The organism is Actinomadura violacea, assembly GCF_017573465.1.
Lineage (GTDB): Bacteria > Actinomycetota > Actinomycetes > Streptosporangiales > Streptosporangiaceae > Spirillospora > Spirillospora violacea.
Window position 1 is genome coordinate 292,690 of sequence record NZ_JAGEPF010000013.1, and the last position, 21,745, is coordinate 314,434.

A 21,745-nucleotide genomic window follows, 5' to 3' on the forward strand; every position below is an offset into this window, starting at 1 on the left:
ACCCGGACACCCGCACGCCAGGACCTCTACAACCACGCATCGGGGGACCATGAACGCACTCAACGCTGCGCTGATCCGCACCGCACTCGCCGTCCGCGACCGTGGCCAGCGCCTTGCCGCCAACCTGCGCGAGCGGGGTGACCGCGGTTCCGGGGTCGTTGAGACGATCATCATCGTCGCGGGCTTCGCCGGGCTGGCGTTCGTCGTCTACATGGCCGTGTCCAGCAAGGTGCACGGCTGGATGAGCAAGATCCCCGGCGCCTCCGGCCCGTGAGCACCGGTAAGCCGAGCCGGTGCCAGCGAGACAGGGGATCGGCGACCGTCGCGACCGCCATCACTTTTCCTGCCGTGGGGCTCCTGTTCCTGGCACTCGCGCAGGCGGTGATGGTGTCGGTCGCTCGTGACGTGGCAGAGTCGGCGGCCGAAGAGGGGCTCCGCGTCGCCCGCGCTCGCCAGGGCACCTTCGCCCAAGGCCAGGCCGCCGCCTCGTCCTTCGCCCAAGGCGAGCCCGTCCTGCGAGCACCCGCCGTAGCCGTCTCCGGCACCAACACCATCACTGTCCGCGTGAGCGGCTCCGCCCCTTCGCTATTGCCGGGCGTCAACATCACCGTGTCCAGAACCGCTCGCGGAGCCCGCGAACGCTTCACCACGCCGGGCCCGGCGTGACCTCCAGAGGGCGGAGGGCGTTCAGACACTCCGCAATCGTGACCGAGGACGCAGGGAACGCGGTGGTGGAGACCGCGATCCTCGCTCCGTTGTTCATCCTGCTCCTGGCGGGGCTGCTTGTGGTGATGCGGGCCGCTCACGGCAGCGCCGTCGTCGCGCAAGCCGCCGCTGACGCCGCACGCCAAGCCTCCATCGCCCGCACCGCCGACCAAGCCCAAGCCGCCGCGAGGAGCAGCGCGATGAGCACCCTTCATGACCGAGGCCTGCACTGCGCACCAACGGTTCGACTCGACCTCTCCGGCTTCAACCGCCCGGTCGGACAGCCCGCCACCGTGTCGGTGCGCGTGACCTGCGTGATTCAGCTCAGCGACCTCGCGCTGCCTTCGATGCCGGGCTCACGAACGGTCACCAAGTCCCACCGATCACCCATCGACCCGTACCGGACCACTCGATGAGCACAGAGCCTTCAGCGCTGCCCAAAGCCCACCGTTGTGAACAGCCGTCTGATCGCGGAAGCATCAGCGTCTTCGCCGTCGTCATCACGCTGGTCGTCGTGGTGTTCTTCGGCGCCGTCGTCGATTTCGAGCAGGTCCTGGAGGCCCGGCAGGACGCCAACATCACCGCCGAGGAAGCCGCCCGTGCCGGCGCCGGGCTCGTCGACCGGAACCGTGCCTACAGCCGCGGCAAGTTCCTTGTCGATCGTCAGTCCGCACTGCGCGCCGCCCGCTCCTACCTTCGGGCCGGCGACTACTCCGGCGCCGTGTCTGTGGCCGGTGCCCGAAGCATCCGCGTCCACGTCACGGTCACCCGGCCTTCTCGCTTTCTCTCGGTGATCGGGATCTCCGCCTTGCGCGCCGACGCCACAGCAACAGCGAATCTGCTCACCGGAGTGGAAGGACCTCGCCAGCCGTGACCTACACCGGCACAAATCGCCTCCTCGACTTCGTACGGGGGCTCGGCGCCCTCACGGTCTTCGTGTTCCTGTTGGTCGGCTTCCCGATCGTGATGTACGCGATGACCGGATCCCCGATCCCGGACAGTCTCCCGTCGTGGGCAGAGGTCAGCACGGCTTTGATGCGCCCTGACTACGACAACCAGCTCTTCCTCGCCACCATCACGTTGATCGCCTGGGGCGTCTGGTGCGTGTTCACCCTCATCTGCATCACCGAGCTGGTCGGCTGCCTGGCTGAACGCTCGACACCGCTGCCGCGTCCGGTCCGTCCGCTGCAGTACCTGGTCCGGGATCTGGTCGCGACCGCGACTCTAGCCTTCTCCACCGTTGCGTCCATTGCCGGCTCGGCGTCCGCCGCTACGCAGACGCACGCCACGAGCAGCGTCCACTCTGCGGCCGACCCGGACCAGGGTGGCCTGCACCACCAGCCACTTGACCACGTCACGCCCACGCCAACCCCGCCGACATCCGACTGGACCCCGCTGCTTGCCGACCAAAGTCCGCCCGCCCCGGGACCCGAGCACCCTTCGCGCACCCACACCGTCGAGCGAGGGGACACCCTGTGGGACCTTGCCAAGCGTGCCTACGGCTCCGGCGCCCTCTATCCCAAGATCTTCGAAAGCAACCAGGGCATCGACCAGCCTGACGGGATCCCGCGCCTGACCAATCCCGGCATCCTTCACCCGGGCCAGTACCTCCGACTTCCACACCTGGCTGAACCGGGCGGTGCGCCTCGAGCACCGAGAACGCCAGCCGAGCCCAAACAGGGCAAGACGAGTGGTACCGAGATACCGGAGCCGTCTCGGGCACCCTCAGTAAGGACAACACCATCGCAGGTGCCGGCTCCGGTGGTGGCGCCGCCGGCTGACCGCCCGGCCGCCCCTGCACCATCGACTCCGCACCACCGGGACGAAGACCATTCGCTTGTGGCCTTCTCACTGCCGTCCGGCTCCTGGATCGGAATCGGCCTTGCCACCGCGCTCAGCGTGGCCGTAGCTGCCACCCGTCTGCACCGCCAGCGCCGACGCCCGGTCAACACCGACCCGAACTCGTACGGGACTACGCCCGAGCCCCCGATTCCTGTTCCGGCCCTCAAAGCCCGCCAAGCTCACATGGCGACGTATGCCGACCGCGATGCTCTCCTGCCGTCCGACCGCGAACTCGCTGGCGACGAACTGCTAGCCGAAGAGCCCAAAACCCTCGTCATCGGCGCCCACGGCGACCGCCCTATCGCCGTCTCTCTGCCCGGGCTCAGCCTCGGTCTGTCGGGAGACGGCGGCCACGCCGCCGCCCGTGCCATCACCACCGAACTCATGCCCAAGGCCCGCCGCTACCGCGCCGAGATCATCATTCCGCGAGCCGACGCAGAGGCGCTCTTCCCCGGTGCCGACATCACCGGCCTGTCCGCGGCACTCGAGGGCCTGATAATCACGGCCTCTCTGGGCGAAGCTGTCGAACACTTGGAGGCCGAACTTCTCCACCGGGGCAGGATGCTCCAGACGAACGAACTCCCTGACGTGCCCGCTCTGCGCGCCCATGATCCTGCCGAGCCCTTGCCAACGCTGCTCCTGGTGGCGACCGTCCCTGCACACGGCGACGCCGCCGTTCACGCCCTTACGGCGCTCGGTCGTCGCTACTGTCTCGGCGCGCTCATCCTCGGCAACTGGGCAGCCGGCACCAGCCTGGACCTGGCGGCGGACGGAACCGTCATCGCCTCCCACGGTCCCGACACGGACCAGTTCACCCAAGCACGTCTGTTCCACCTGACTGCTGACGACGCCGTCGGCATGCTGCAGACCGTCCGAACCGCCAACGGCAGCGAGCCCGACGCCCCTGCGCCGCCGAGCACCGGTAGGACTCTGGAACCCACTCCACCCAGCGTTACCGGCCTCGTCCCACCGCCCCGGCCCGTCACCGAAGGACAACAGGCTCCCGCCCGCCTTCAAGTACTCGGTCCGGTTCTCCTGCACACCACGGAGGGCCCGATCACCACCGGCCTGCGCAAATGGGCCAAACATTTGCTCGCCTACCTCGCCTTGCACCCCAAAGGCGTCACCCGCGATCAAGTCATCGGCGCACTCTGGCCCGACCTCGTGCCCGAGTCCGCAGTCATCCGACTCAACACCGCCACCACCAACATCCGCGGAGTCCTACGGACGGCAACCGGCCTCACAGAACCCAGGTACATCATTCACGCGGCCGGTCGGTACCGCATCGATCCCGACCTCATCGACGTCGACCTCTGGCAACTGACCGCCACTCTCACGGAGGCCAAGCGAGCCGTCGCCGACGGCGATACCGACAAGCGCATCAACGCGCTCGCCCCGGTCAGCGACCTGTACACCGGCGGGTTCGCGAATGACTTCCAGTTCGACTGGGCCGACGCCCCCCGCGAACACCTTCGCCGCACCGTCGTCGACGCCCTGGGCCACTTCGTCCAGCTCATTAAGGAAGAGGAGCCCGAGCGGGCACTCGCCACACTCGAACAGGCCATCACCCTGGATCTCTACACCGAGCCCCTCTACCAGGACATCATGCGCCTACAGGCCCGGCTCGGCCGCCCAGACGCCGTCCGGCGAACCTACCAACTCCTCACGGCCCGTCTTGATGAGATCGATGCGGAACCCGACGAGGAAACCCTCGAACTCCTCGCCGCCCTCCGTCAGCCGAAACTCCCGGCCAGACACCGATCGCCGAAAGTGTCGGAGTGAGCTTCCGCAGCTGACGGCAGCGCACATTGACCCCGCCTGCCACGTGACAGAGGCTTCTTAGATGACCGAGCTCGCCACCAAAATCACCTTCCGGAGCCTGGACGGGCTGCGCCTGGCCGGCACGCTTGTTAAGCCCGACAGCGTCCAAGGGGCCGCGACAGTACTCGTCCACGGCGGCGGTGTGACACGCGACGAGGGCGGCTTCTTCACCCGGCTGGCCTCTGGTCTGGCAACCGCTGGCCTCCCCTCGCTCCGGTTCGACCTACGGGCCCACGGGGATAGCGAAGGCGAGATGCAGACCCTCACCCTGTCCGGCGTCGTGAACGACATCCGAGCAGCCGTCGAAGAAGCACAGAAGGTCAACGCCGCAGAGCCCGTGAACCTGCTCGCCGCGAGCTTTAGCGGGGGTCTCGCCGCCTTCTTCGCCGCCCGCCACCCTGTATTGGTCAACAAACTCGTGCTGATCAACCCACTACTGCACCACAAGCGCCGCCTCATCGACGAGAAGCCCTACTGGCAGGACGACCACATCGACGACGACGCGGCGAAGCAGTTGGCCACGCAGGGCGTCTTGGCGCACTCGCCGACCTTCAAGCTGGGCCGGCCACTCCTGAACGAACTGTTCTACCTGCGGCCCTACGACGTACTCGGCGAGGTGACGGCGCCGACGTTGATCCTGCACGGCACCGCAGACACGTTCATCCCGATCGACTCATCACGAGATGCGGTTGGACGCTTCGGCGGCGAGGCCCGGTTGATGGAGATCGAGGGAGCCCAGCACGGGATAGCCGTCCACGACGACCCCCATTACCTCGATCCCCAGACCCAAAGTTGGCAGGCCGAAAGCATCACCACGGTCACCAACTGGCTACGGGCCGCGCCTGGCTCGTGAGCGATGGCCTGTCAGCCTTTGATCAGCTTCGACGGACCGCACCGCCCTGGCAGCAGGACCGCTTCTACCGGCGCTCTGGGTTCAGGTCATCTGAGGACGGCCTGCCGAAGTTCTTGCACCGCGGAACGCTGCTCCCACCCACGGAGCCGGCCGACGACGCGCAGCACCTCACGGTAAGTTCGAGCAGAGTCGGTCGCCCTGGCGATCTCCAGCGCGGACAGTGCGGAAACAGCAGCGTTGTCGGGATCCTTGGCGGCAGCGTATGCCGCGCCTTTGAGTGACAGGAAGTACCCGAAGTCGCGCTTGGAGAAGGCCTCCCGCGTCAGGTTGGCCTCGTAGAGTTCGAGGGCGCGGCCCGGTCGCCCGGCCTCCGAGTAGCAGATCGCCACCTGCAACTCGAAGAGGGCCTTGTTGAAGTGGGGTCCGATCCCTGCCGGAGAGGCGGCCTCAGTGAGTAGCCCGCGAGCTTTCTCGATCTCGGCTTCCATGGCGTTGACGTCCTGGTCGAGCATGGCGTGAGCCCGGGCCGCTTGTTGCGCGGCTTCAGCCTGCACGTGTGGCGGCAGGTGCCACGGCCCCTCCTGGACGGCTTGCACGAACGTCGTCATTCCAACGGCGTCTCGTTCGTCCCAAGCCGCCTGTGCCTTCTTCAGCAGGACGTAGCCCTGCATCCGGGAGTCGGCTGCCGTCTGGGCCCACTCCATCGCGCGGTCCCGCCAGTATCCGGCGGGTTGTCTGGCGCCGAGGTCGCGGTAGAACCATCCGAGGAGTTCGGCGGCGAGCGCGGCGGTGCGCTGGAGTTCGCGGCGGACGTCGGGGCGGGCGTCGCGGGCCGTTTGGTCGATGGCAGTGACGAGGCCCAGGACGGTCGGGATGCTGGCGGCGGCGCCGACGGTGCGGTCGAGGCCAGCCGCCTCGTCAATGCAGCGGCGGAAGTGCTCGACCAGCGCCGCGTCGGCGTATCGGCGGGAGTCTTCAAGGGCAGCGGCGATGTGCTGGAGCTCCCCGACACCGACCGTTGGCAGCGTGATCGCAGCGATACCGCGCTTGAGGAATGTTCGGCGTAGCAGCTCGCTCACGTGGGTCCACTCGTCATCGGTCTCGACCGATCCAGTTCGCAGGGCGGCTGAAGCTTCGGCCGCTGCTTGACCGGCCCACATGTCTCGCGCGTCTGGAAGGGCGCGCCGCCGGTCGCGTTCGGCCGCGGCCTCCAGTGCAGCACGCTCGACACCGAGCCCGACCGCTAGTGCGGCGAGCCACGCTTCAGGCCGACGCCTCCCCCGTTCCCATCGGGACACTTCGGCTCGGGTGACGGTTGCGGTGCCGGTGATGGCGCACAGGCGTGCAGCAAGATCGGACTGCGACATTCCGGCCTGCTCTCGGAGCTGTTTCAGGAGCTCCGGAAGCTCTGCGGCAGTGCTCATGACCTGCGGTCTCCGTCTAGGCCGCCGGGGGCCAGGTAGGGGCCTGCGAACGGGCTCTCCCCCTACATCGAGGAGGGAGAGAGGTTTGTTGCGTCCACGTTCACATATGCGGCTGACCTTGGTGGGAGGACCGGTCATGTTTCCTGCTCGCCCAAGAAGCAAGAGCTCCACGTCCGCCTTGACGCACCGGGAGGAGCCGCAGGGGCACGCACGAGGCCTGCTTCTGGTGTTGGCCGCGGAACTTGAGCGTCTCGGCCTGCGCGCCCGCGTAGTCGAGGAAGCGTTGCGCCCTATCACGCTGCGGGTGTGGGAGCCGCAGTGGCAAAGCAGCTCGGCCAAGGTGGTCGCCAGCCGGCGCGTCGAAGGCGGACTCGTCTTCGTCCTCATGAGCGACGGTGCCATGGGGTTGCCTTCCGCCGTCGTCCCGGCGGACGTCCCTGCCGTGGCCGCGCGCAAGCTTGCCGACCGCCTGCGGGCTCGCAACGAGGCTTCTCAGCCACCCACTCCGTCGGAACCACCCAACTCGTGAGACTGCTTCCGGCGCCATGGACGACCCCGCGAAGTCAGGATCCATCACCCCTGCAAGGGAAAACGGAGGAAGCATGAGCCCCAAGCCCGTGGAGACCGAGACACGCGCGGCCGAGGCCGATGGCGCGTTCGACCTGGACGTGCGCCTGCTGGAGATCGCCGACCCGGCCGGCCTGGTCAACGTGACCGACGACGGGTGCACCAGCACCTGCGGGGCCTGCGTGAGCGGCGCGGTCTAAACAGCGCGTCATCACACGCCCAGTGCGTCGGCGCCGCCGTACGGATCTCCGTGCGGCGGCGCCATGGCCGATATCCCGCATCGTCGACTCGGAGGTTCCCGTGCGTGCTTCGACCCGGCCGGACGTCTTTCGGGCGTCGGATGCTGCGCTCGTCCGCGCTGCCGCCTATGAGGGGCCAGCTCTTCCGCCATGGCCCGACTTGGCGGACCCCGCGCCCGCGAGCGTGCCCGCGTGGATCGCCTGGCTTCGGGCCGTCTGGGAGATCGACGACGTCGCCGAGGCACTGGGACACGCCAGTCCGGCGCTCGCGCGTCAGGTGGGCATTCTGTGTGCTGCGCAGGACCCCGGAGTTCGGGCGACTCGACGAGCCGTGCTCTCCGTCGCACGTTACCTGCAACGCTTGGTGGGACGCGCGATGCCGTTCGGGTTCTTCGGCGGGGTCGCATCCGCGTCGTTCGGCGACGATTCTTGCGTGCGCTGGGGTGTTCAGCATCGGGCCGTTGCCCGGGCCGGCGCGGAGTGGTTGGTCAGCGTCATCGCCCGGTTGGAGGGCTGCGCGGAGCTCCTCGGCCGTCTGCCGGTCGTCGCCAACACCACGCTGATGGTGCGCGGTGACCGATTGATCGTCCCCTACCAGCCCCTTGTCACGGGACGGGGAACGGGTGCAGCGGAGGTGTCGCTGCGGTACAGCGCAGCGGTACGGGCGGCAGTGCAATGGGCGGACGCGCCGATCGGCTTCGAGGATCTGAGCGCCAAGCTGCAAGCAAAGTTCCCCTCAGCTGGCACGCCGCGGATCACCACGATGCTGACCGAGCTGGTGAGGCGGGGGGCCTTGATCACGAGCTTGCAGGCGCCGAGCACCGAGCCGGACGCGCTCGGCCACCTGCTGGACCAGTTACACGAAGCCGACGCTTCTTCGGTGGCGCCGATTGCCGATCTGGTCTCCGGGCTCGTCGAGATCCACGATCTCCTCCAGAAGCACAATCGGAGCGTTCAGGAGGCGCGACCGGGTCTCCGCGCGGCCGCTGCCGAACGGATGAGGGGCCTGGCTGCGTCGGAGAAGCATCCGTTAGCGGTTGACCTGCGGCTGGACGCGTCGGTGGCGCTGCCCCGCGAGGTCGCACGGGAGATCGAAGACGCCGCTTGGGCGCTCACGCTCTTGAGTCCCTTCCCCGTTGGCTCCCCGACATGGCGTGCCTACCACCAGCGGTTCTACGAACGTTTCGGTATCGGGTCACTGGTACCGGTCCTGGACGTGGTGAGCGACAGCGGTATCGGCTGGCCTGACGGCTATCCAGGCACGGTGACACCTGCGCGGCCCGCTGCGCTGTCGGACCGCGACCAGCTACTCCTCGCCCTGGCCCAGAACGCGGCGATCGACGGCCGTGACGAGGTGACGATGGACGATGAGCTCATCACCGCCTTGGAGTTGGGGCCTGACCAGCGTCGCCCACCGCCGCACTTGGAGCTGGGCGTCCGCGTGAATGCCGTGGACGAGGGCGCTTTGCGCCAAGGGGCCTTCACGCTGGAGGTGGTGTCGGTGTCACGTGCCGCCGGAGTCTTGACCGGCCGGTTTCTGAGCGTCCTCGCTTCCGGGGACGCCACCGCCTTGTCCACTGGACTGTCGAATCTCCCGGCCAGTGATCAGGACTCCGTCCCGTCGCAGTTGTCGTTCCCGCCATTGGATCCGGCGACCGCGCACGTGACCCGCACACCGCAGACGCTCTCGACCGTGATCAGTCTCGCCGAGCATCGCCTGGCCGGCGATACCGCCCTGACCGTTGACGACCTGGCGGTCGGCTGCGATGGCCGCAGGTTGTACCTGGCAGACCCGGCACGAGGCCGGCAGCTGGACGCGTCCGGGCTGCACGCGCTGAACCTGAAGACCCATACACCTCCGCTCGCGCGTTTCCTGACCGAGTTGAGCCGCGCTCAGTGTGCTCAGGTGACGACGTTCGACTGGGGCGCCGCCGCCCGCCTGCCGTTCCTGCCTCGCCTCCGCTATGGACGGACGATCCTCTCGCCAGCGCGATGGCGGCTTGAAGCGGCAGGCCTTCCGGCCGACTCGCAACGATGGGAGGTGTGGGACGAGGCCCTATCCGCTTGGCGAGCCGGCCGCCGCCTGCCCCGCCGGGTGCATCTGTCCGAGGGCGACCGGCTGCTGCCTTTGGATATGGACGAACCCGGGCACCGTGTCCTCCTGCGCGCCCACCTGAGGACGACGCCCCATGCCTTGCTGACCGAGGCGCCCACTCCGGAATCCACCGGCTGGTGTGATGGCCGAGCGCACGAGATCATCGTGCCCGTCGTCGCCGACACAATCCCGCGATGGCCCCGGCTGCCGAGGCCTTCGCGCGAACGGATCGTCGGCCGACACGACCAGAGCCAGACGCCGGGCACGTCCCCGGTGGTGCTTGCGAGCCTCTATGGGGCCGTCCACCGTCAAGACGTCATCCTCGCCGAGCACCTCCCGGATCTGCTCTCGCGCTTCGAAGCACCACCGGACTGGTGGTTCGTCCGCTACCGCGATCCGGACCACCATCTGCGGCTGCGCATCGCACTGCCCGACCGGGCCGCCTTCGGTGATGTCGTCCGCGTGGTCAGCGCCTGGGCGGACGAACTGCGCCTTCAGGGGTTGCTGCGCGAGGTGACGTATCCGACCTCGCATCCCGAGACCGGCCGATGGGGCTCTGGCCCAGCGTGGGCAGCGGCCCAGAAGGTGTTCGGCGCCGATTCACAGGCGTTGCTCATCCAACTCGGCCTGCCGAAACGACCGTACCGGCAAGCCCTGGTGGCCGCGCACACCGTCGCGATCGCCGTGGCCTTCACGGGGGACGTCGCAACGGGCATGCGGTGGCTGGTCGACAACGTCCCGGCCGCCGCGCCGACGAAGGTCCCTCGCCCGGTGTTCAGCCAAGCCGTCCGGATCGCCGACCCCAGTGATGAATGGGCCGCTCTGCGCTCAGTACCCGGTGGCGCAGCCATCGCCGAAGCGTGGAAACCGCGCCACCAGGCCATTGAGGAGTACCGCGCCCACCTGCCCGGCCCCCACACTCGCGGCATCCTGACCGACGAGGTCCTGCGATCCCTCCTGCACGTGAACTTCGTACGGGCCTGCGGAATCGACTTCGACGACGAAGCCATCGGCCTCCACCTCGCCCGCTCCGCCGCGCTCTCGTGGACGGCCCGCACCACGGGGGGATGCCGATGACCAGCGGCTGCCCCATCCGCGAACTCGCCGACGCCATCGCCGACCGCCTGGCACACCCTGATGCCGTCCCAGGCCACCTTGTGCGGCGCCCATGGTGGCGTCAATCGCTCGCCCATGGAGCGCCTGGCGTCGCGCTACTGCATATCGAGCGTGCCGCCGCCGGACTCGGCTCGTGGCAGCGCGCCCACGACTGGCTCAGCTACGCCACCCACGCTCCGCTCACCACCGGAGCCGACAGTCACCTGTTCTACGGCGCCCCCGCCGTCGCCCACGCCCTCAACTGCGCCGCCGAGCAGCGGCCCGGCACTTACCAGGAAGCCCTCGATCGCCTCGATAACGTGATCAACGCCGACGCCCGCGCCCGCGTCGACGCCGCCCACGCCCGAATCGACGCCGGCCGGCTCCCCACCCTGGCCGAGTTCGACGTCATCAGGGGCCTGACCGGCATCGGCTCCTACCTCCTCCGCCGCGATCAATGCGGAAAGCCGCTACGGGCCATCCTTGAATACCTGGTGCGCCTTACCGAACCGATCAGCGTCGACGACGAGACGCTGCCAGGCTGGTGGACCGACACCGGCCCCGACGGGCGCCTCGACGCTCGATTCAGGGACGGCCACGCCAATTCCGGACTCGCCCACGGAATCGGCGGCCCCCTCGCCCTGCTCTCGCTGGCCGCTCAGCACGGCGACATCGTGGACGGCCAACAGGACGCGATGGGCCGGATCTGCGCCTGGCTCGATCGCTGGCGCGTCACCGCCCCGACCGGCCCGGTCTGGCCGTACTGGGTCAACCGTCCGCAGCTGTGCGCTGGGCACCGGGCCGTCTCCGGCTCGCAGCGTCCTGGCTGGTGCTACGGCACCGCGGGCCTGGCCCGCGCCCAGCAACTCGCCGCCCTGATGACCGGCGACGACGACCGCCGGACGATGGCCGAGCAGGCCATGCTGCAAACCCTGGCCAACTCCGTACAGCATCCCGAACACCGCGACCCGTCGCTGTGCCACGGCCACGTCGGCATCCTCCACATCGCTGCCCGGGTCGCCGCCGACGCCGCCCCGGATTGCGCACCTCGCTTTCACGCTCAACTACCGGATCTCCTCCACTCCACCTGCGCCGCCCTCACTAGCGGTGAGGAGGCCGAACTCGAGCCCGCCCTCCTCGAAGGCGCGGCCGGTATCGCTCTGGTCCTCTCCAACCCCGCCACCATCCCCAGAACGACCTGGGACACATGCCTGCTCATCGCCTGATCACCACATACTCGCGAGGACACCACTCCAATGCGCGCACCTGGCTGGCACCAGCTCGACATCGCCTTCCCCGACCGCGCGACAGCCGTCACCGTAGCTGCCCACGATCTGCGCCCTACGCTGCAGGCCGCCCAACACGTCGGCCGTCTCCGGGACTGGTGGTTCCTGCGCAAGAAGTCGTGGCGGCTGCGCTACCGAACCGACACCTCCGAGCCCGGCCCGATCCCTGACCTGCTGACCAAGCTCACAGCCCTCGGCCGGATCAACGGCTGGACGTCCGGCATCTACGAGCCAGAGACAGGGGCGTTCGGCGGCGAGGCGGCGATGGACGTCGCGCACACGCTCTTCCACCACGACAGCCGCCACATCCTCACGCGAGCTGCGCGGCGCACCGACCCGGCCGTAGGTCAGCGCGAAACCACGGTCCTGCTCTGCAGCGCAATGTTCCGCGCCGCCGGGCTGGACTTCTACGAGCAAGGCGACGTCTGGATGAAGGTGGCCGAACTCCGGCCGGTGGACTCCGCGGTACTCGATCCCGGACGTGTCTCCGCGCTCAGGCACTCCATGCGGCTGCTCATGACCGCCGAGCCCCGCGGCCTTCGCCTTCCAGCCGGCGACCAGCCCTTCACCGACCAAGGCGGCTGGTTCACCGCCTTCGAACAGGCGGGCCGTGACCTCGCCATTCTCGCTTCTCAAGGACGGCTGTCACGAGGGCTCCGCGCCGTCCTCGCCCACCACGTCATCTTCCACGGGAACCGAGCCTCCGTGTCCACTACAGACCAAGGCATCCTCGCGGACCTGGCGGCCGGCGTCGTCTTCGACACCTCCGGCAGCGAATCGCTCACTCCCACCACCTCAACTACTAAGGTCCACCTGATGACTACACTCAGTGACGACAACTCCATTGTGTCCGCCGACCGGCTGCGGGACGCGCTCACCGACCGGCTGCGCAAGCGCGATGTGCTGTGCAACGCGCGAGCCGAGTCCGCGTTCCGGCAGACGCCACGGCACCTGTTCCTCCCCGGTGTCCCCCTCGATCAGGCGTACGCCGACCAGCCCGTCTACACCAAGACCGACCAGAACGGCGTGAAGATCAGCGCCGCATCCGAGCCGTGGATGGTCGCCGCGATGCTCGACCAGCTCGATGCGCACCCCGGCCAGCGCATTCTGGAAGCCGGAGCCGGCACCGGCTACAACGCCGCCATCATGGCCGCCATCGTCGGCGACGACGGCCACGTCACCACCATCGACGTCGACGAAGACCTCGTCACCGGCGCCCGTGACCACCTCGCCGTCGCCGGCAACACCAATGTCGAGGTGATCCTCGGTGACGGCGCGCTCGGCCACCCCGCCAACGCCCCCTACGACCGCATCATCGCCACCGTCGGCGCCTACGAAGTCCCCACCGCGTGGATGGACCAGCTCGCGCCCGACGGACGCCTAATCGTGCCCCTGCGGCTACGCGGCACCAACTCCCGCAGCATCACCTTCGAACGCGCCGACACCGGATGGCGCAGCCGCGACAGCCGCCTGGCCGTCTTCATGCCGCTACGCGGCGTCGGCGACGATGCCCGCCGCTACATCCACCTCACCCCCGAGCAGGACGTGACCCTCCAGGTCCACAAGGACCAAACGGTCGACGACACCGCGATCGCCGATGTCCTGCAGACCGAGCGACATGAGACGTGGACCGGCGTGCTGTTCCCGCCCGGCGTCCCGTTCGAGTGGATGGAGCTGTGGCTGTGCCTGCGCCTCGACAACGCGCTGATGCGCATGAACGTCCACCGCGACGCCAAGCAGCGTCTGACCTTGGAGCCCATGTTTGGCTGGGGCGCCATGGCAACCGTCCGCGACCAGGACCTGGCCTACCTCACCATCCGCTCCGCCCCGCCCGCCGACGACCGCAAGCTCTACGAGGTCGGAGTCATCGGTCACGGCCCGACCGGCCACCACCTGGCCCACCAGGTAGCCGAAGAGATCCGGACCTGGGATACCCGCTACCGCCACCGCACCGTCCACTTCGAGCTCGAAGACGCGCCCGCACTGGCCGACCCCGCCGCCGGCCGCTTCGTCCTGGACCGGCCACACCACCCCATCACGATCATCTGGGAGTGACTCCGTGGACGCCACAGAACCGGCGCTGCGCTGGTTCCCGCTCGTCGCACGCGCCCGCCCCGCGTGCGCACCGCTGGACGCGCGCGTGGCGGCGCTCTGCGCCCTGGCAGAATCGGCGGCGCAAGCCGAGGGCCAAGCCGCCGCGTCCACCGTCCACAACCGGGCCGCCCTCCTGGCATCCGATGTCGGCATGCCGGACCTCGCGCGCGAGTTGTGTCATCGTCACGCCACCCTGTACTTGCGCGCTTGCCCACTGGACGCCAAGGCCGCCCGCCGGGCACTCGAACCGCTGGTCAACCTCGCGCGACTACGCATCCGGGAGGGCAACGGCGCCAGCGCGTTCGACCTTCTGAACGCCCTTCACCAAGCCGTCGAACAACACGCCGACGTCCTCATCGACGATCTGCCCGTCCCCGTATCCGCACTCGTCAGATCACCAGACGAACACCAAGAACTGCGCCGATGGCTGTGGAGCGTCCACCTCGCCGACGGCACCCGAGCGCTGACCAGCACCGGCAACTGGCAACAGGCCCTCACCCACCTCCGCCGCCACAAAGGCATCGGCCAACGCATGCTCGACGGCCGCCAAGTAGCCGTAATAGCCCACCTCACAGCAGGCGCCAGCCAAGAAACCCTCCGACTCCTCACGGAAACAGACGCAGGCGACCCGCACGAAGAAGCGGTAACAGGTTGCCTGGCCGTTCTCTACCGCCGTCACGCCGGCCAGCCGCTCACCGCGAGCACGGCCGATTCGGTACGCCGCTGGCAGCGGCTCCATCCGACACCGAACCTGATCGTCTTCCATACCCGCCTGGGTCTGGCTCTGATCGATGCCGCCGACTGCCGTGAGACCTCCACCGCCCGTTCGATCACCGTCGCCCTTGCCGAGCAGGCCGTCGCCGCCAAGGACGGCTCCGCCGCCCGCGACGTCCTTCGCCATGGCTGCCACCTCCCGACACGGCAGCCACTCCGTGAAGTACTAGAGGCATCCGGTCTCGGCCAGGGTTCGATGCCGCGGGATCTTCAAGCGCGACTGCGAGCAGCAGTCGCCACAGCCGAATCGGTACTGGTCCAGAACCGGCGCCCGGCACCAAGCCCTCGCACGCTGCCCCTGTCCTGATCGGAGGTGTTCCGTCCAGAGGTGCGCATCGAAGCCGAGAAGCAACGGTCCTCTCGCCTTTCACGAGAACCTGGTGAGGTTCCCGGACCGGTTCGAGAGGCCATCTTGGAGGCGCTACGTGACGAGACCGCGACCTGAGGATCTGGACCCGGAAGACTTCGCCGCTCTGTTCGCCGCGGTGGAGCGGACAGCGGTTCACCTGGAACTCAGGGATGCCTACACGCCCGACGACCCGCTCTTCCTGCGCTGGCTTGAGGGGCAGGTAGCCCCCGCCGACATCGCCGAGCACGAACACCAGTGGGCGCAGATCGTACGGGCGACGGTGGGACGCGGTGTCACCATGCGCCGCGTCCGCGTCGTCTCCGAGCCGCTGGCGCCGTTCGTCCGCTTCGAGTACGACGGGGCCGGCGCGCTCAATGAAGCGGCCGGCGAACAGGTCCGCTGGTTGCCTCGTCGGCAGGCCACCGGTCTGTGCTTGCCCGCTAACGACTTCTGGCTCCTGGACGACCGGCTCGTTCGTTTCGGCTACTTCTCTGGCACCGGGGACTACCTGGGCGCTGAGTTGACGGACGACCCGGCACTGGTCGAGCAGTGCGGTAGCGCTTTCGACGCGGTCTGGGAGCGGGCCACCCCACACAAGGACTACCGCCCGCAGTAGCAAATTCGATACTGACCACCGTGCCGTTACGCCGGGGAGTATGCCGAAGCCCCGTCGTTTATCCGATCTCTAGGCCCGATAGGCCAGTTCACCCTCCCCGGGGCAATTGTCCCGTTTCTCAGGTTATCCGACAGACGCGCCTCCGACCCGCTAGACAAGCCGTGGAGTCGTCCGGACCGGAATCATCAGTGGCCATGAAGGTTGTCGAAGATCTCGCCGCGGATGAGTTCCCGCTTAATCCCCCCAACGTCGAAACTCCCGTATGTCGGGAGTTGATCGAGCTCGCTGACGCTGACCTCGCCGAGCTGGTTCGCCTGCCCTGGCGCCACGGTCGGCTCCGACTCAACCTGGGCCCTGAGCCGATCTTGCAATGCAGCCACGAACGCAACCACGCGGGCGAACACGTCGCCTTCAGCGCCGAGAGCGGCGAGCTCACCCTCTGGGTGGCCTGGGACAGGGAACGCACGCGCATCTTCTCCGCCGAGTTTTGCAGCCGCAGCTCTGCCTCGGGCCACCTGTGCTCCCTGCCCCACGGGCATCTCGGCCGCCACGCGATGGGCTGAGGGAGGACGCGGGCATCGCCGCCAAGGTCGGGCGCCGTTCTAAGCGCCCACGCCGACCTGTGCCCGCGGTCCGAGGGCAGGAGTCCTGTCACCTGCCACTCCCCAAGGAACGGCTACCGATCGAGTCAACAAAACATCCAGCAGAGCCCGTCCTGCCGCAGCCGACCGGGATGGTTCGGTATCCATGCAGGATGCTGAACGATCTGCCGCCGGCGTCCCGCGGGCGCATCCCACCCGAGCCCGACGAACCCTGGCGCATCAAGCCCCGCAGCAGCCACCGCCGCTCCCCCGCCCGCAACCGCAAGTGGATGGCTGCGACCATCGCCGGCGCAATCATCGCCACGGGCGCCGTGACAGCGTTCGAACTCGGCAGATCGGCGACCGCGAAAGCGCGGCCCACCAGCGCCGCCGCCCAGGCGCAGGCACCTCGGGCACTTGCACCACGACCAGCGACGCCCGGCCCTTCGAGCACACCGAATCGAAAGGCCCCCCAGCAGCACCGGTTCTCCCGCACGAGCAGCCCTCACCGGTCCGTCGCCGTCCCAGCGGGTAAGCCGCCACGAACCGAAACGGCTTCCCGGCACCACTGGACGCCGGATCAGCCCAGAGCAAGAAGAACGCACAGGACATCCAGCCACGCCGTTCATCACAGCCGCCGGAGCGCTCATTCGTCCCGGCCCAGGCCCAAGCACCGGACGCCGAAGTGGGTTGGCACCGAGTGCCGCCGCCGATTCCCGCATGACAGCACCCGCCAAGCCGCCTGCAACGCCGCCCTGCACAACTACTTCAGCAGATGAGCCTGTGAACCCGGCTCAGATCCGCCATCGCCGTCGGATCTGAGCCGGCAGCCACCCGCAGCGGGCGGGGACGGTCACCGTCAAACCGTCCCGCCCGCCACCGCTGAGCGTTCGCCGCTGCACATCTCGCCGCCCACACTGGGCTCGGGAAGCGAGCAGAGAACATTCCTGCCGGCCCGGGTTCGCCCGGCGCTCCAACACATCGGTCGTCTACCGCCGAGCCGACGATCGCACCGACCGCCCGTTCGCTCCACTTCACCGGTGCCGACCGCTGGGGCTTGCCTCACCGCTTCCGCTGGCTGCGCGGGAAGTGTCTCTGTGCGGCTTTGTGCCGTACCGCCTGTCCGCGGTCGCAGAGCCCCTGTGGAGTGGCAGCGGGCTGCTCAGTGAGCGGCCTGGTACTGCTCGATCACGTTGGCCGGGATACGCCCGCGGTCGTTGACCGCGATGCCCTGCTCCCGGGCCCAGGCCCGGATGTCACCTGACTGCCCCGCAACAGAGGCGGCGCCGGTGCCGCTGCGGCCGGTTGCCTTCCCGCCTCTAACCGCCTTGAGGCGCCGTCCGCCGCCCATGAACGGGTGCAGGGCCGCGCGAAGCTTGGCGGCGTTGGCCTCGCTGAGGTCGATTTCGTACGCCGCGCCATCGATGGCGAACGACACCGTCTCGGCGGCCTCGCCGCCATCGACATCGTCGGTCAGAATAATTTGCACTTTCTGCGCCATACCGAACTCCTTCTGGTCACCCTACCGGCCAACCACGACGATACCCGATTCCAGCAACCGGTCGACCGAAAACAACGGATTAAATTAACCGACCGCAGCCATGCCATCACACGGGCCAGATAGCCAGGACTATCGATCACGTTCTTTCTTCGGCGCAGCGGCAATGAAAAGCGCACAGCATGAAGCAGGACCGCGGCGACGACAACAGCGAATATCGCCTTCCGACTCCATCTATAGCAGCCCTTAGGAGGGTTCCCTCAGACCGACCACTTACAGAGGCTGTCGGCAGTTCCTACGGTCCACGAAACACCTACTCTTCAGCTGTCGCGGGAAGTGGATCAGATTTTCGAGTGTCGGCGACGGCAAGCCGTTCGGGGATTTCTTTGAGGAGAAGCCGTAGTGGCCCGCGGCACGAACCGCTGCCTGGCCTGTTAGCCGTACCGGATGAGGTTCGGGTGCCGGTTGGCGTCGCCCTGCTCAGCGGCGGTCGGCGGCGTGCCGGCGCAGATCGCGGGCTTCGTCGGGCCGGCCGGTGCGTTCCAGGAGGGCGGCCAGGTTGAGCAGGATCTGGGTGTTGGCCTGATACTCGTCCTGATCTTCGGGGTCCTGGTCGTCGGGGTCCTCGTGCGCGGCCATTTCTTCCAGGGCCGTCCGGTACCACCGCTCCGCTTCGCCGTCGCGGCCAGTCCGTTCCAGCAGCAGCGCCAGCCGGTTGCGGGTCGCGGGGAAGTAGAGGCATTGGGTCGCTTGCCGATACCAGTGCTCCGCCTCCGGCAGGTTCTCGTCCTCCTCGAGGAAGATGCCCAGGTTGTAGGCGGCGGTGGCCTGGGAGCCGGTTTCGGCCGCACGGCGCATCCAGATGAGGGCCTCGGCTCGGTCGTCGTCCTCCAGGCAGAGCGCCAGATCGTTCATCGCCAGGGTGTTGCCGCGCTCGGCTGCGACTCTCAGCCAGCGCGCGGTCTCCTCCGGTCGGCCGAGTTCTTGATAGCAGCACGCCAGTTGGTAGGCGGCATGTGCGTGCCCCTCTTCTGCAGCGCGACGCAGTAGGGGTTCGGCCTCGCCGTACTCCCCTCCGAAGTACAAGGCCTCGCCCTGCTCGTAGCTGTCGTGCGCGATCGGATCACCTAACGCCGCAGGGACGGGGTCGCAGCAATGCGGTCACCCGCCTTCCCGTTTTGCAGCGTCCTGTGAAGACGGCTGGAGGTTTGCGGTTTTGGTCGACGACCGCTGAATCATGATGGCCGAGGGGTGTCGCCTGGGCCCAGATGTCCGGTGCGTCGACGCCAAGGACGGTTCGCCGCCATGCGCCAGTGGTCGTTATGGCCTCGCGTGATCGACGACCTGCTGGTCCAGGGCCGCCTGTGTCTCCGGCGGGAGTTCGGCGCCGTCGAGTTCGAACACCAGCGGCGGGAAGGTTGTGGGCGGATCCACGCGACCGGTCCCCCAGCGACCAATCAGCAGCAACGGCACCTCACACGCTCCACACCGGGTCACCCATACCGTGACCCCGTACGCCATCCCTGCCGCATAGCGCGTTCCCCTCGGGTGGTCGGTGAGCTCGGCCATGTCCGCGCGGCCCCAGACCGGTGCATGGCCATCACCCGCAATGCAGCGTCCACCCCGGTCAACCAGGGCCAAGGGCCGCCTGCGGGCGGGTCCGCTCGCGGCCAGAGCCGAAGCGATGAGGTCGGTGTCGTGGGAGGAAGCCGGCGGCATGTCCGCACGGTACGCCACAGCATCTCTCACCGCGGCCAATGCAACACACATCGTTACGGGAGGCGAGGTCCCGACCCTAAAGCCTGCTCACGTGCGCTGCGAACGCCACCCTGCTTCGGACAGGACTGTCGCACGGCAGGGTGGCGCTGACCGCTGAGGCAACACCGGCCACTCCAGTACCGCAACACCGAACTGTCGATCACAGACAGTCAAACAGCGTTGCTGTTCGTGCTTGCATGGCTGGGCTCCCGCGAGCCGCGTTCCCACGTGGCGAGCACGCCCTAGTGAAGGGATCCCTGCCCCGTCGTGGCACGCACCCGCTCATCCGCCGCCCTGGCCACCGCAGCCGCCGCGCTCACCGCGGTCATCGCCGCCGCCCCCGCCAGCGCCGCACCCGTCCACACCGTCCCCCACCAAATCCCACCCGCCGCCGCAGTCACGCGTGACATCGACGATGTCCCCTGCGACCGGCACCTGGCCGCCGGCGCCACCTTTCACGCCAACGGCGCCACCTACACCACCGACGCCCATGGCCGCCCGGTCAGCGCCGCCGCCGACAACCTCACCGCCTCGGTCGCCGACCGCGGCCCCTGCCAGCGCAAGGTCGGCCACATGGCCGACGCCCCCGGCTACGACGGCGGCCATCTCATCGCCGCCACCCTGCACGGCGTCGACGAACGCTACGACCTGGTCCCCCAGTGGGCCTCGGTCAACCGCGGCATCTACGAGAAAATGGAGGCCGGCAGCAAACGCTGCCTGAAAGCCCCCGGCGGACGCATCACCCACTACCGCATCCACCTCACCTACCCCGACACCACCACCCTGGTCCCCGACCTCTACAACACCGACGTCGCCGTCGACACCGCCGACCACCCCGAGCAGACCATCCGACTCACCATCCCCAACCGTGCCCTGACGGCCAACGAGTACGGCAAGCTCCGCGGCGAACTGGAACGCCGTCTGACCGCGGCTGGATGCGACTGACGCCGTTGGCGCTGGCATTGCTAGCCGGAAGTCCGGTCCCGTTGCGCGAGCTCAGGTGACTGGATGGGACTTCGTCGTAGACCACAACGCTCAGATGACGGCGTGCGTCGACCGGCGCGGCGGTCAGGCAGCGGTTCGGCGTCCACGGGAGGACGTTCTCGCCGCATTGGCTCGCCTGATCCTGGGGTTCCATGACGCCGCGCAGGGAGGGACATGGCCTGGCACTTCGGCTCGCCGTGGGCGGGGAGGGCTCAGCCTTCCTCGGGCGGCAGGGCAGGATCGGGGTCGGGGGGACAGTGAGACAGGTGGAAGCGAGCGACCGCCGCGGCCGCCAGCTCGCGGGTGCGCCAGGTCTCGGTGCTTCGCGGGCTGTAGCTGAAGCCGGGTTCGGCGGGCAGGTGCCAGCCGTTGTAGGTCGCGGCTCGCCATCCCGGGCGCGCACCCAGGGGCCAGTCGTGATCGGCGGGTTCCTCGGCGCGGGGACCTTCCTGGGGCTCGGTCCAGGTGATGATCCCGGCGGAGTGCCCGTGATGGGTCACGTGCCAGCAGTCCTCGTCGTCCTCGTCGGGGACCATCCGCCATTCCGCACCCCAGCGAATGGGTGATGTGGCCGCATCCACCTGGGCCGGCTCCTCCTGAGACACTTGTCCTCCTTGGGTACCTCTTCCCTGGGCGCGAGCGCGGTGCCGCGGGCAGGTTGAGTGGCGGTGGGTACCTTTCTTCTCGGGACGTGCTCATACAGTGTGGAGCAACTGGTCCCTAACAGGCGGGCGATGGAGGACATCGACTCCTCTGGGCGGGCCAGCTGGGTACGCGCGGCAGAACTGCGATGGTGACTGAAGCCCCCAGGTTCACTCTTGCCGATGGGCCTTCGCTTGGCGTGCCTCAAGCGAGGACTCACTCATCCGCGCGTTTGCCAGCGCAGCCGCAGACTTCTACCAGCCGTCGGGTGCAGCGCCGCCAGCGGTCGGGTCGGCTCCCGCATCACCAACGATCTGACCAGACCGTTCGCGCTCGTGCCGACGAGGGTGTCGCTCTCCCCACCTGCGGATGAGCGTCCAGCCACATCCTTGAAGGGCCGGGCCTCGTGCTCGCTGCTGAGGCCCTGCTGTTATCAGGCCGCCTTTGGCCTGCGGGCGGCTTCAGGAGAAGGCGCCCGGCGTGAACGAACAGGAGACCTGCGGCCTGTCACGACTTGAGGGT

At 68.3% G+C, this 21,745-nt stretch carries 19 protein-coding genes; 15 read left to right on the forward strand and 4 right to left on the reverse strand.

The window, feature by feature from the left end:
• The first annotated feature begins 49 nt into the window (after window positions 1–49).
• From J4709_RS22415 to J4709_RS22440, 6 genes are all read left to right on the forward strand, one after another.
• On the forward strand, window positions 50–274 hold the full coding sequence (locus J4709_RS22415) for a hypothetical protein (protein WP_208243732.1): 225 nt from the start codon (window positions 50–52) through the stop codon (window positions 272–274).
• Window positions 275–348: 74 nt separating this feature from the next.
• On the forward strand, window positions 349–666 hold the full coding sequence (locus J4709_RS22420) for a pilus assembly protein (RefSeq protein WP_208243733.1): 318 nt from the start codon (window positions 349–351) through the stop codon (window positions 664–666).
• A gap of 38 nt (window positions 667–704) precedes the next feature.
• Window positions 705–1,121, forward strand: a complete 417-nt coding sequence (locus J4709_RS22425) for a TadE/TadG family type IV pilus assembly protein (RefSeq protein WP_208243734.1) — start codon at window positions 705–707, stop codon at window positions 1,119–1,121.
• Window positions 1,118–1,579 (forward strand): pilus assembly protein TadG-related protein, encoded by a 462-nt coding sequence (locus J4709_RS22430; RefSeq protein ID WP_208243735.1) that lies wholly within the window; start codon window positions 1,118–1,120, stop codon window positions 1,577–1,579. The genes J4709_RS22425 and J4709_RS22430 overlap by 4 nt, the downstream gene beginning before the upstream one ends.
• On the forward strand, window positions 1,576–4,329 hold the full coding sequence (locus tag J4709_RS22435; RefSeq protein ID WP_208243736.1) for a BTAD domain-containing putative transcriptional regulator: 2,754 nt from the start codon (window positions 1,576–1,578) through the stop codon (window positions 4,327–4,329). The genes J4709_RS22430 and J4709_RS22435 overlap by 4 nt, the downstream gene beginning before the upstream one ends.
• A 61-nt stretch (window positions 4,330–4,390) precedes the next feature.
• Window positions 4,391–5,221 (forward strand): alpha/beta hydrolase, encoded by an 831-nt coding sequence (locus tag J4709_RS22440; protein ID WP_208243737.1) that lies wholly within the window; start codon window positions 4,391–4,393, stop codon window positions 5,219–5,221.
• A gap of 86 nt (window positions 5,222–5,307) precedes the next feature.
• On the opposite strand, the gene J4709_RS22445 is transcribed toward J4709_RS22440, so the two are convergent.
• Window positions 5,308–6,645 (reverse strand): helix-turn-helix domain-containing protein, encoded by a 1,338-nt coding sequence (locus J4709_RS22445; RefSeq protein WP_208243738.1) that lies wholly within the window; start codon window positions 6,643–6,645, stop codon window positions 5,308–5,310.
• Window positions 6,646–6,823: 178 nt separating this feature from the next.
• Here J4709_RS22445 and J4709_RS22450 point away from each other — a divergent pair, with 178 nt between their 5' ends.
• The 8 genes from J4709_RS22450 (at window position 6,824) to J4709_RS22485 (ending at window position 16,323) form a co-directional block, all read left to right on the forward strand.
• Window positions 6,824–7,174 (forward strand): hypothetical protein, encoded by a 351-nt coding sequence (locus tag J4709_RS22450; protein WP_208243739.1) that lies wholly within the window; start codon window positions 6,824–6,826, stop codon window positions 7,172–7,174.
• Between the two features lie 73 nt (window positions 7,175–7,247).
• Complete coding sequence (locus J4709_RS22455) at window positions 7,248–7,412, forward strand: FxLD family lanthipeptide (RefSeq protein ID WP_208243740.1); 165 nt, start codon at window positions 7,248–7,250, stop codon at window positions 7,410–7,412.
• A gap of 199 nt (window positions 7,413–7,611) precedes the next feature.
• Complete coding sequence (locus J4709_RS22460) at window positions 7,612–10,623, forward strand: lantibiotic dehydratase (RefSeq protein ID WP_208243741.1); 3,012 nt, start codon at window positions 7,612–7,614, stop codon at window positions 10,621–10,623.
• Window positions 10,614–11,867: a lanthionine synthetase C family protein gene (locus J4709_RS22465; protein WP_208243742.1), complete on the forward strand. Its 1,254-nt coding sequence runs from the start codon at window positions 10,614–10,616 to the stop codon at window positions 11,865–11,867. Before J4709_RS22460 ends, J4709_RS22465 begins: the two co-directional genes overlap by 10 nt.
• A gap of 30 nt (window positions 11,868–11,897) precedes the next feature.
• Complete coding sequence (fxlM, locus tag J4709_RS22470) at window positions 11,898–13,982, forward strand: methyltransferase, FxLD system (protein ID WP_208243743.1); 2,085 nt, start codon at window positions 11,898–11,900, stop codon at window positions 13,980–13,982.
• A gap of 4 nt (window positions 13,983–13,986) precedes the next feature.
• Window positions 13,987–15,102 (forward strand): hypothetical protein, encoded by a 1,116-nt coding sequence (locus J4709_RS22475; RefSeq protein ID WP_208243744.1) that lies wholly within the window; start codon window positions 13,987–13,989, stop codon window positions 15,100–15,102.
• A 118-nt stretch (window positions 15,103–15,220) separates the two neighbouring features.
• A complete protein-coding gene (locus J4709_RS22480) occupies window positions 15,221–15,760 on the forward strand; it encodes a DUF6879 family protein (protein WP_307801432.1) in 540 nt (179 codons plus the stop codon).
• Between the two features lie 194 nt (window positions 15,761–15,954).
• A complete protein-coding gene (locus J4709_RS22485) occupies window positions 15,955–16,323 on the forward strand; it encodes a hypothetical protein (protein ID WP_208243745.1) in 369 nt (122 codons plus the stop codon).
• A gap of 1,180 nt (window positions 16,324–17,503) precedes the next feature.
• Here J4709_RS22485 and J4709_RS22490 read toward each other — a convergent pair.
• Together J4709_RS22490 and J4709_RS55670 are read right to left on the reverse strand one after the other, a co-directional pair.
• Window positions 17,504–17,842 (reverse strand): histone-like nucleoid-structuring protein Lsr2, encoded by a 339-nt coding sequence (locus tag J4709_RS22490; protein WP_208243746.1) that lies wholly within the window; start codon window positions 17,840–17,842, stop codon window positions 17,504–17,506.
• A gap of 477 nt (window positions 17,843–18,319) precedes the next feature.
• Window positions 18,320–18,958 (reverse strand): tetratricopeptide repeat protein, encoded by a 639-nt coding sequence (locus tag J4709_RS55670; RefSeq protein ID WP_307801436.1) that lies wholly within the window; start codon window positions 18,956–18,958, stop codon window positions 18,320–18,322.
• Window positions 18,959–19,864: 906 nt separating this feature from the next.
• On the opposite strand from J4709_RS55670, the gene J4709_RS22500 reads away from it, so the two are divergent.
• A complete protein-coding gene (locus tag J4709_RS22500) occupies window positions 19,865–20,542 on the forward strand; it encodes a DNA/RNA non-specific endonuclease (protein WP_208243748.1) in 678 nt (225 codons plus the stop codon).
• A 251-nt stretch (window positions 20,543–20,793) separates the two neighbouring features.
• Here J4709_RS22500 and J4709_RS22505 read toward each other — a convergent pair whose 3' ends face one another.
• On the reverse strand, window positions 20,794–21,186 hold the full coding sequence (locus J4709_RS22505; protein WP_208243749.1) for a hypothetical protein: 393 nt from the start codon (window positions 21,184–21,186) through the stop codon (window positions 20,794–20,796).
• Between the last annotated feature and the right edge of the window lie 559 nt (window positions 21,187–21,745).

Bases quoted from the DNA above. Each gene is read 5' to 3' on its own strand.
- J4709_RS22415 (WP_208243732.1), top strand. From the start codon at position 50: ATGAACGCACTCAACGCTGCGCTGATCCGCACCGCACTCGCCGTCCGC.
- J4709_RS22430 (WP_208243735.1), top strand. From the start codon at position 1,118: ATGAGCACAGAGCCTTCAGCGCTGCCCAAAGCCCACCGTTGTGAACAG.
- J4709_RS22490 (WP_208243746.1), bottom strand. From the start codon at position 17,842: ATGGCGCAGAAAGTGCAAATTATTCTGACCGACGATGTCGATGGCGGC.
- J4709_RS22465 (WP_208243742.1), top strand. From the start codon at position 10,614: ATGCCGATGACCAGCGGCTGCCCCATCCGCGAACTCGCCGACGCCATC.
- J4709_RS22485 (WP_208243745.1), top strand. From the start codon at position 15,955: ATGAAGGTTGTCGAAGATCTCGCCGCGGATGAGTTCCCGCTTAATCCC.
- J4709_RS22440 (WP_208243737.1), top strand. From the start codon at position 4,391: ATGACCGAGCTCGCCACCAAAATCACCTTCCGGAGCCTGGACGGGCTG.
- fxlM (WP_208243743.1), top strand. From the start codon at position 11,898: ATGCGCGCACCTGGCTGGCACCAGCTCGACATCGCCTTCCCCGACCGC.
- J4709_RS22455 (WP_208243740.1), top strand. From the start codon at position 7,248: ATGAGCCCCAAGCCCGTGGAGACCGAGACACGCGCGGCCGAGGCCGAT.
- J4709_RS22445 (WP_208243738.1), bottom strand. From the start codon at position 6,645: ATGAGCACTGCCGCAGAGCTTCCGGAGCTCCTGAAACAGCTCCGAGAG.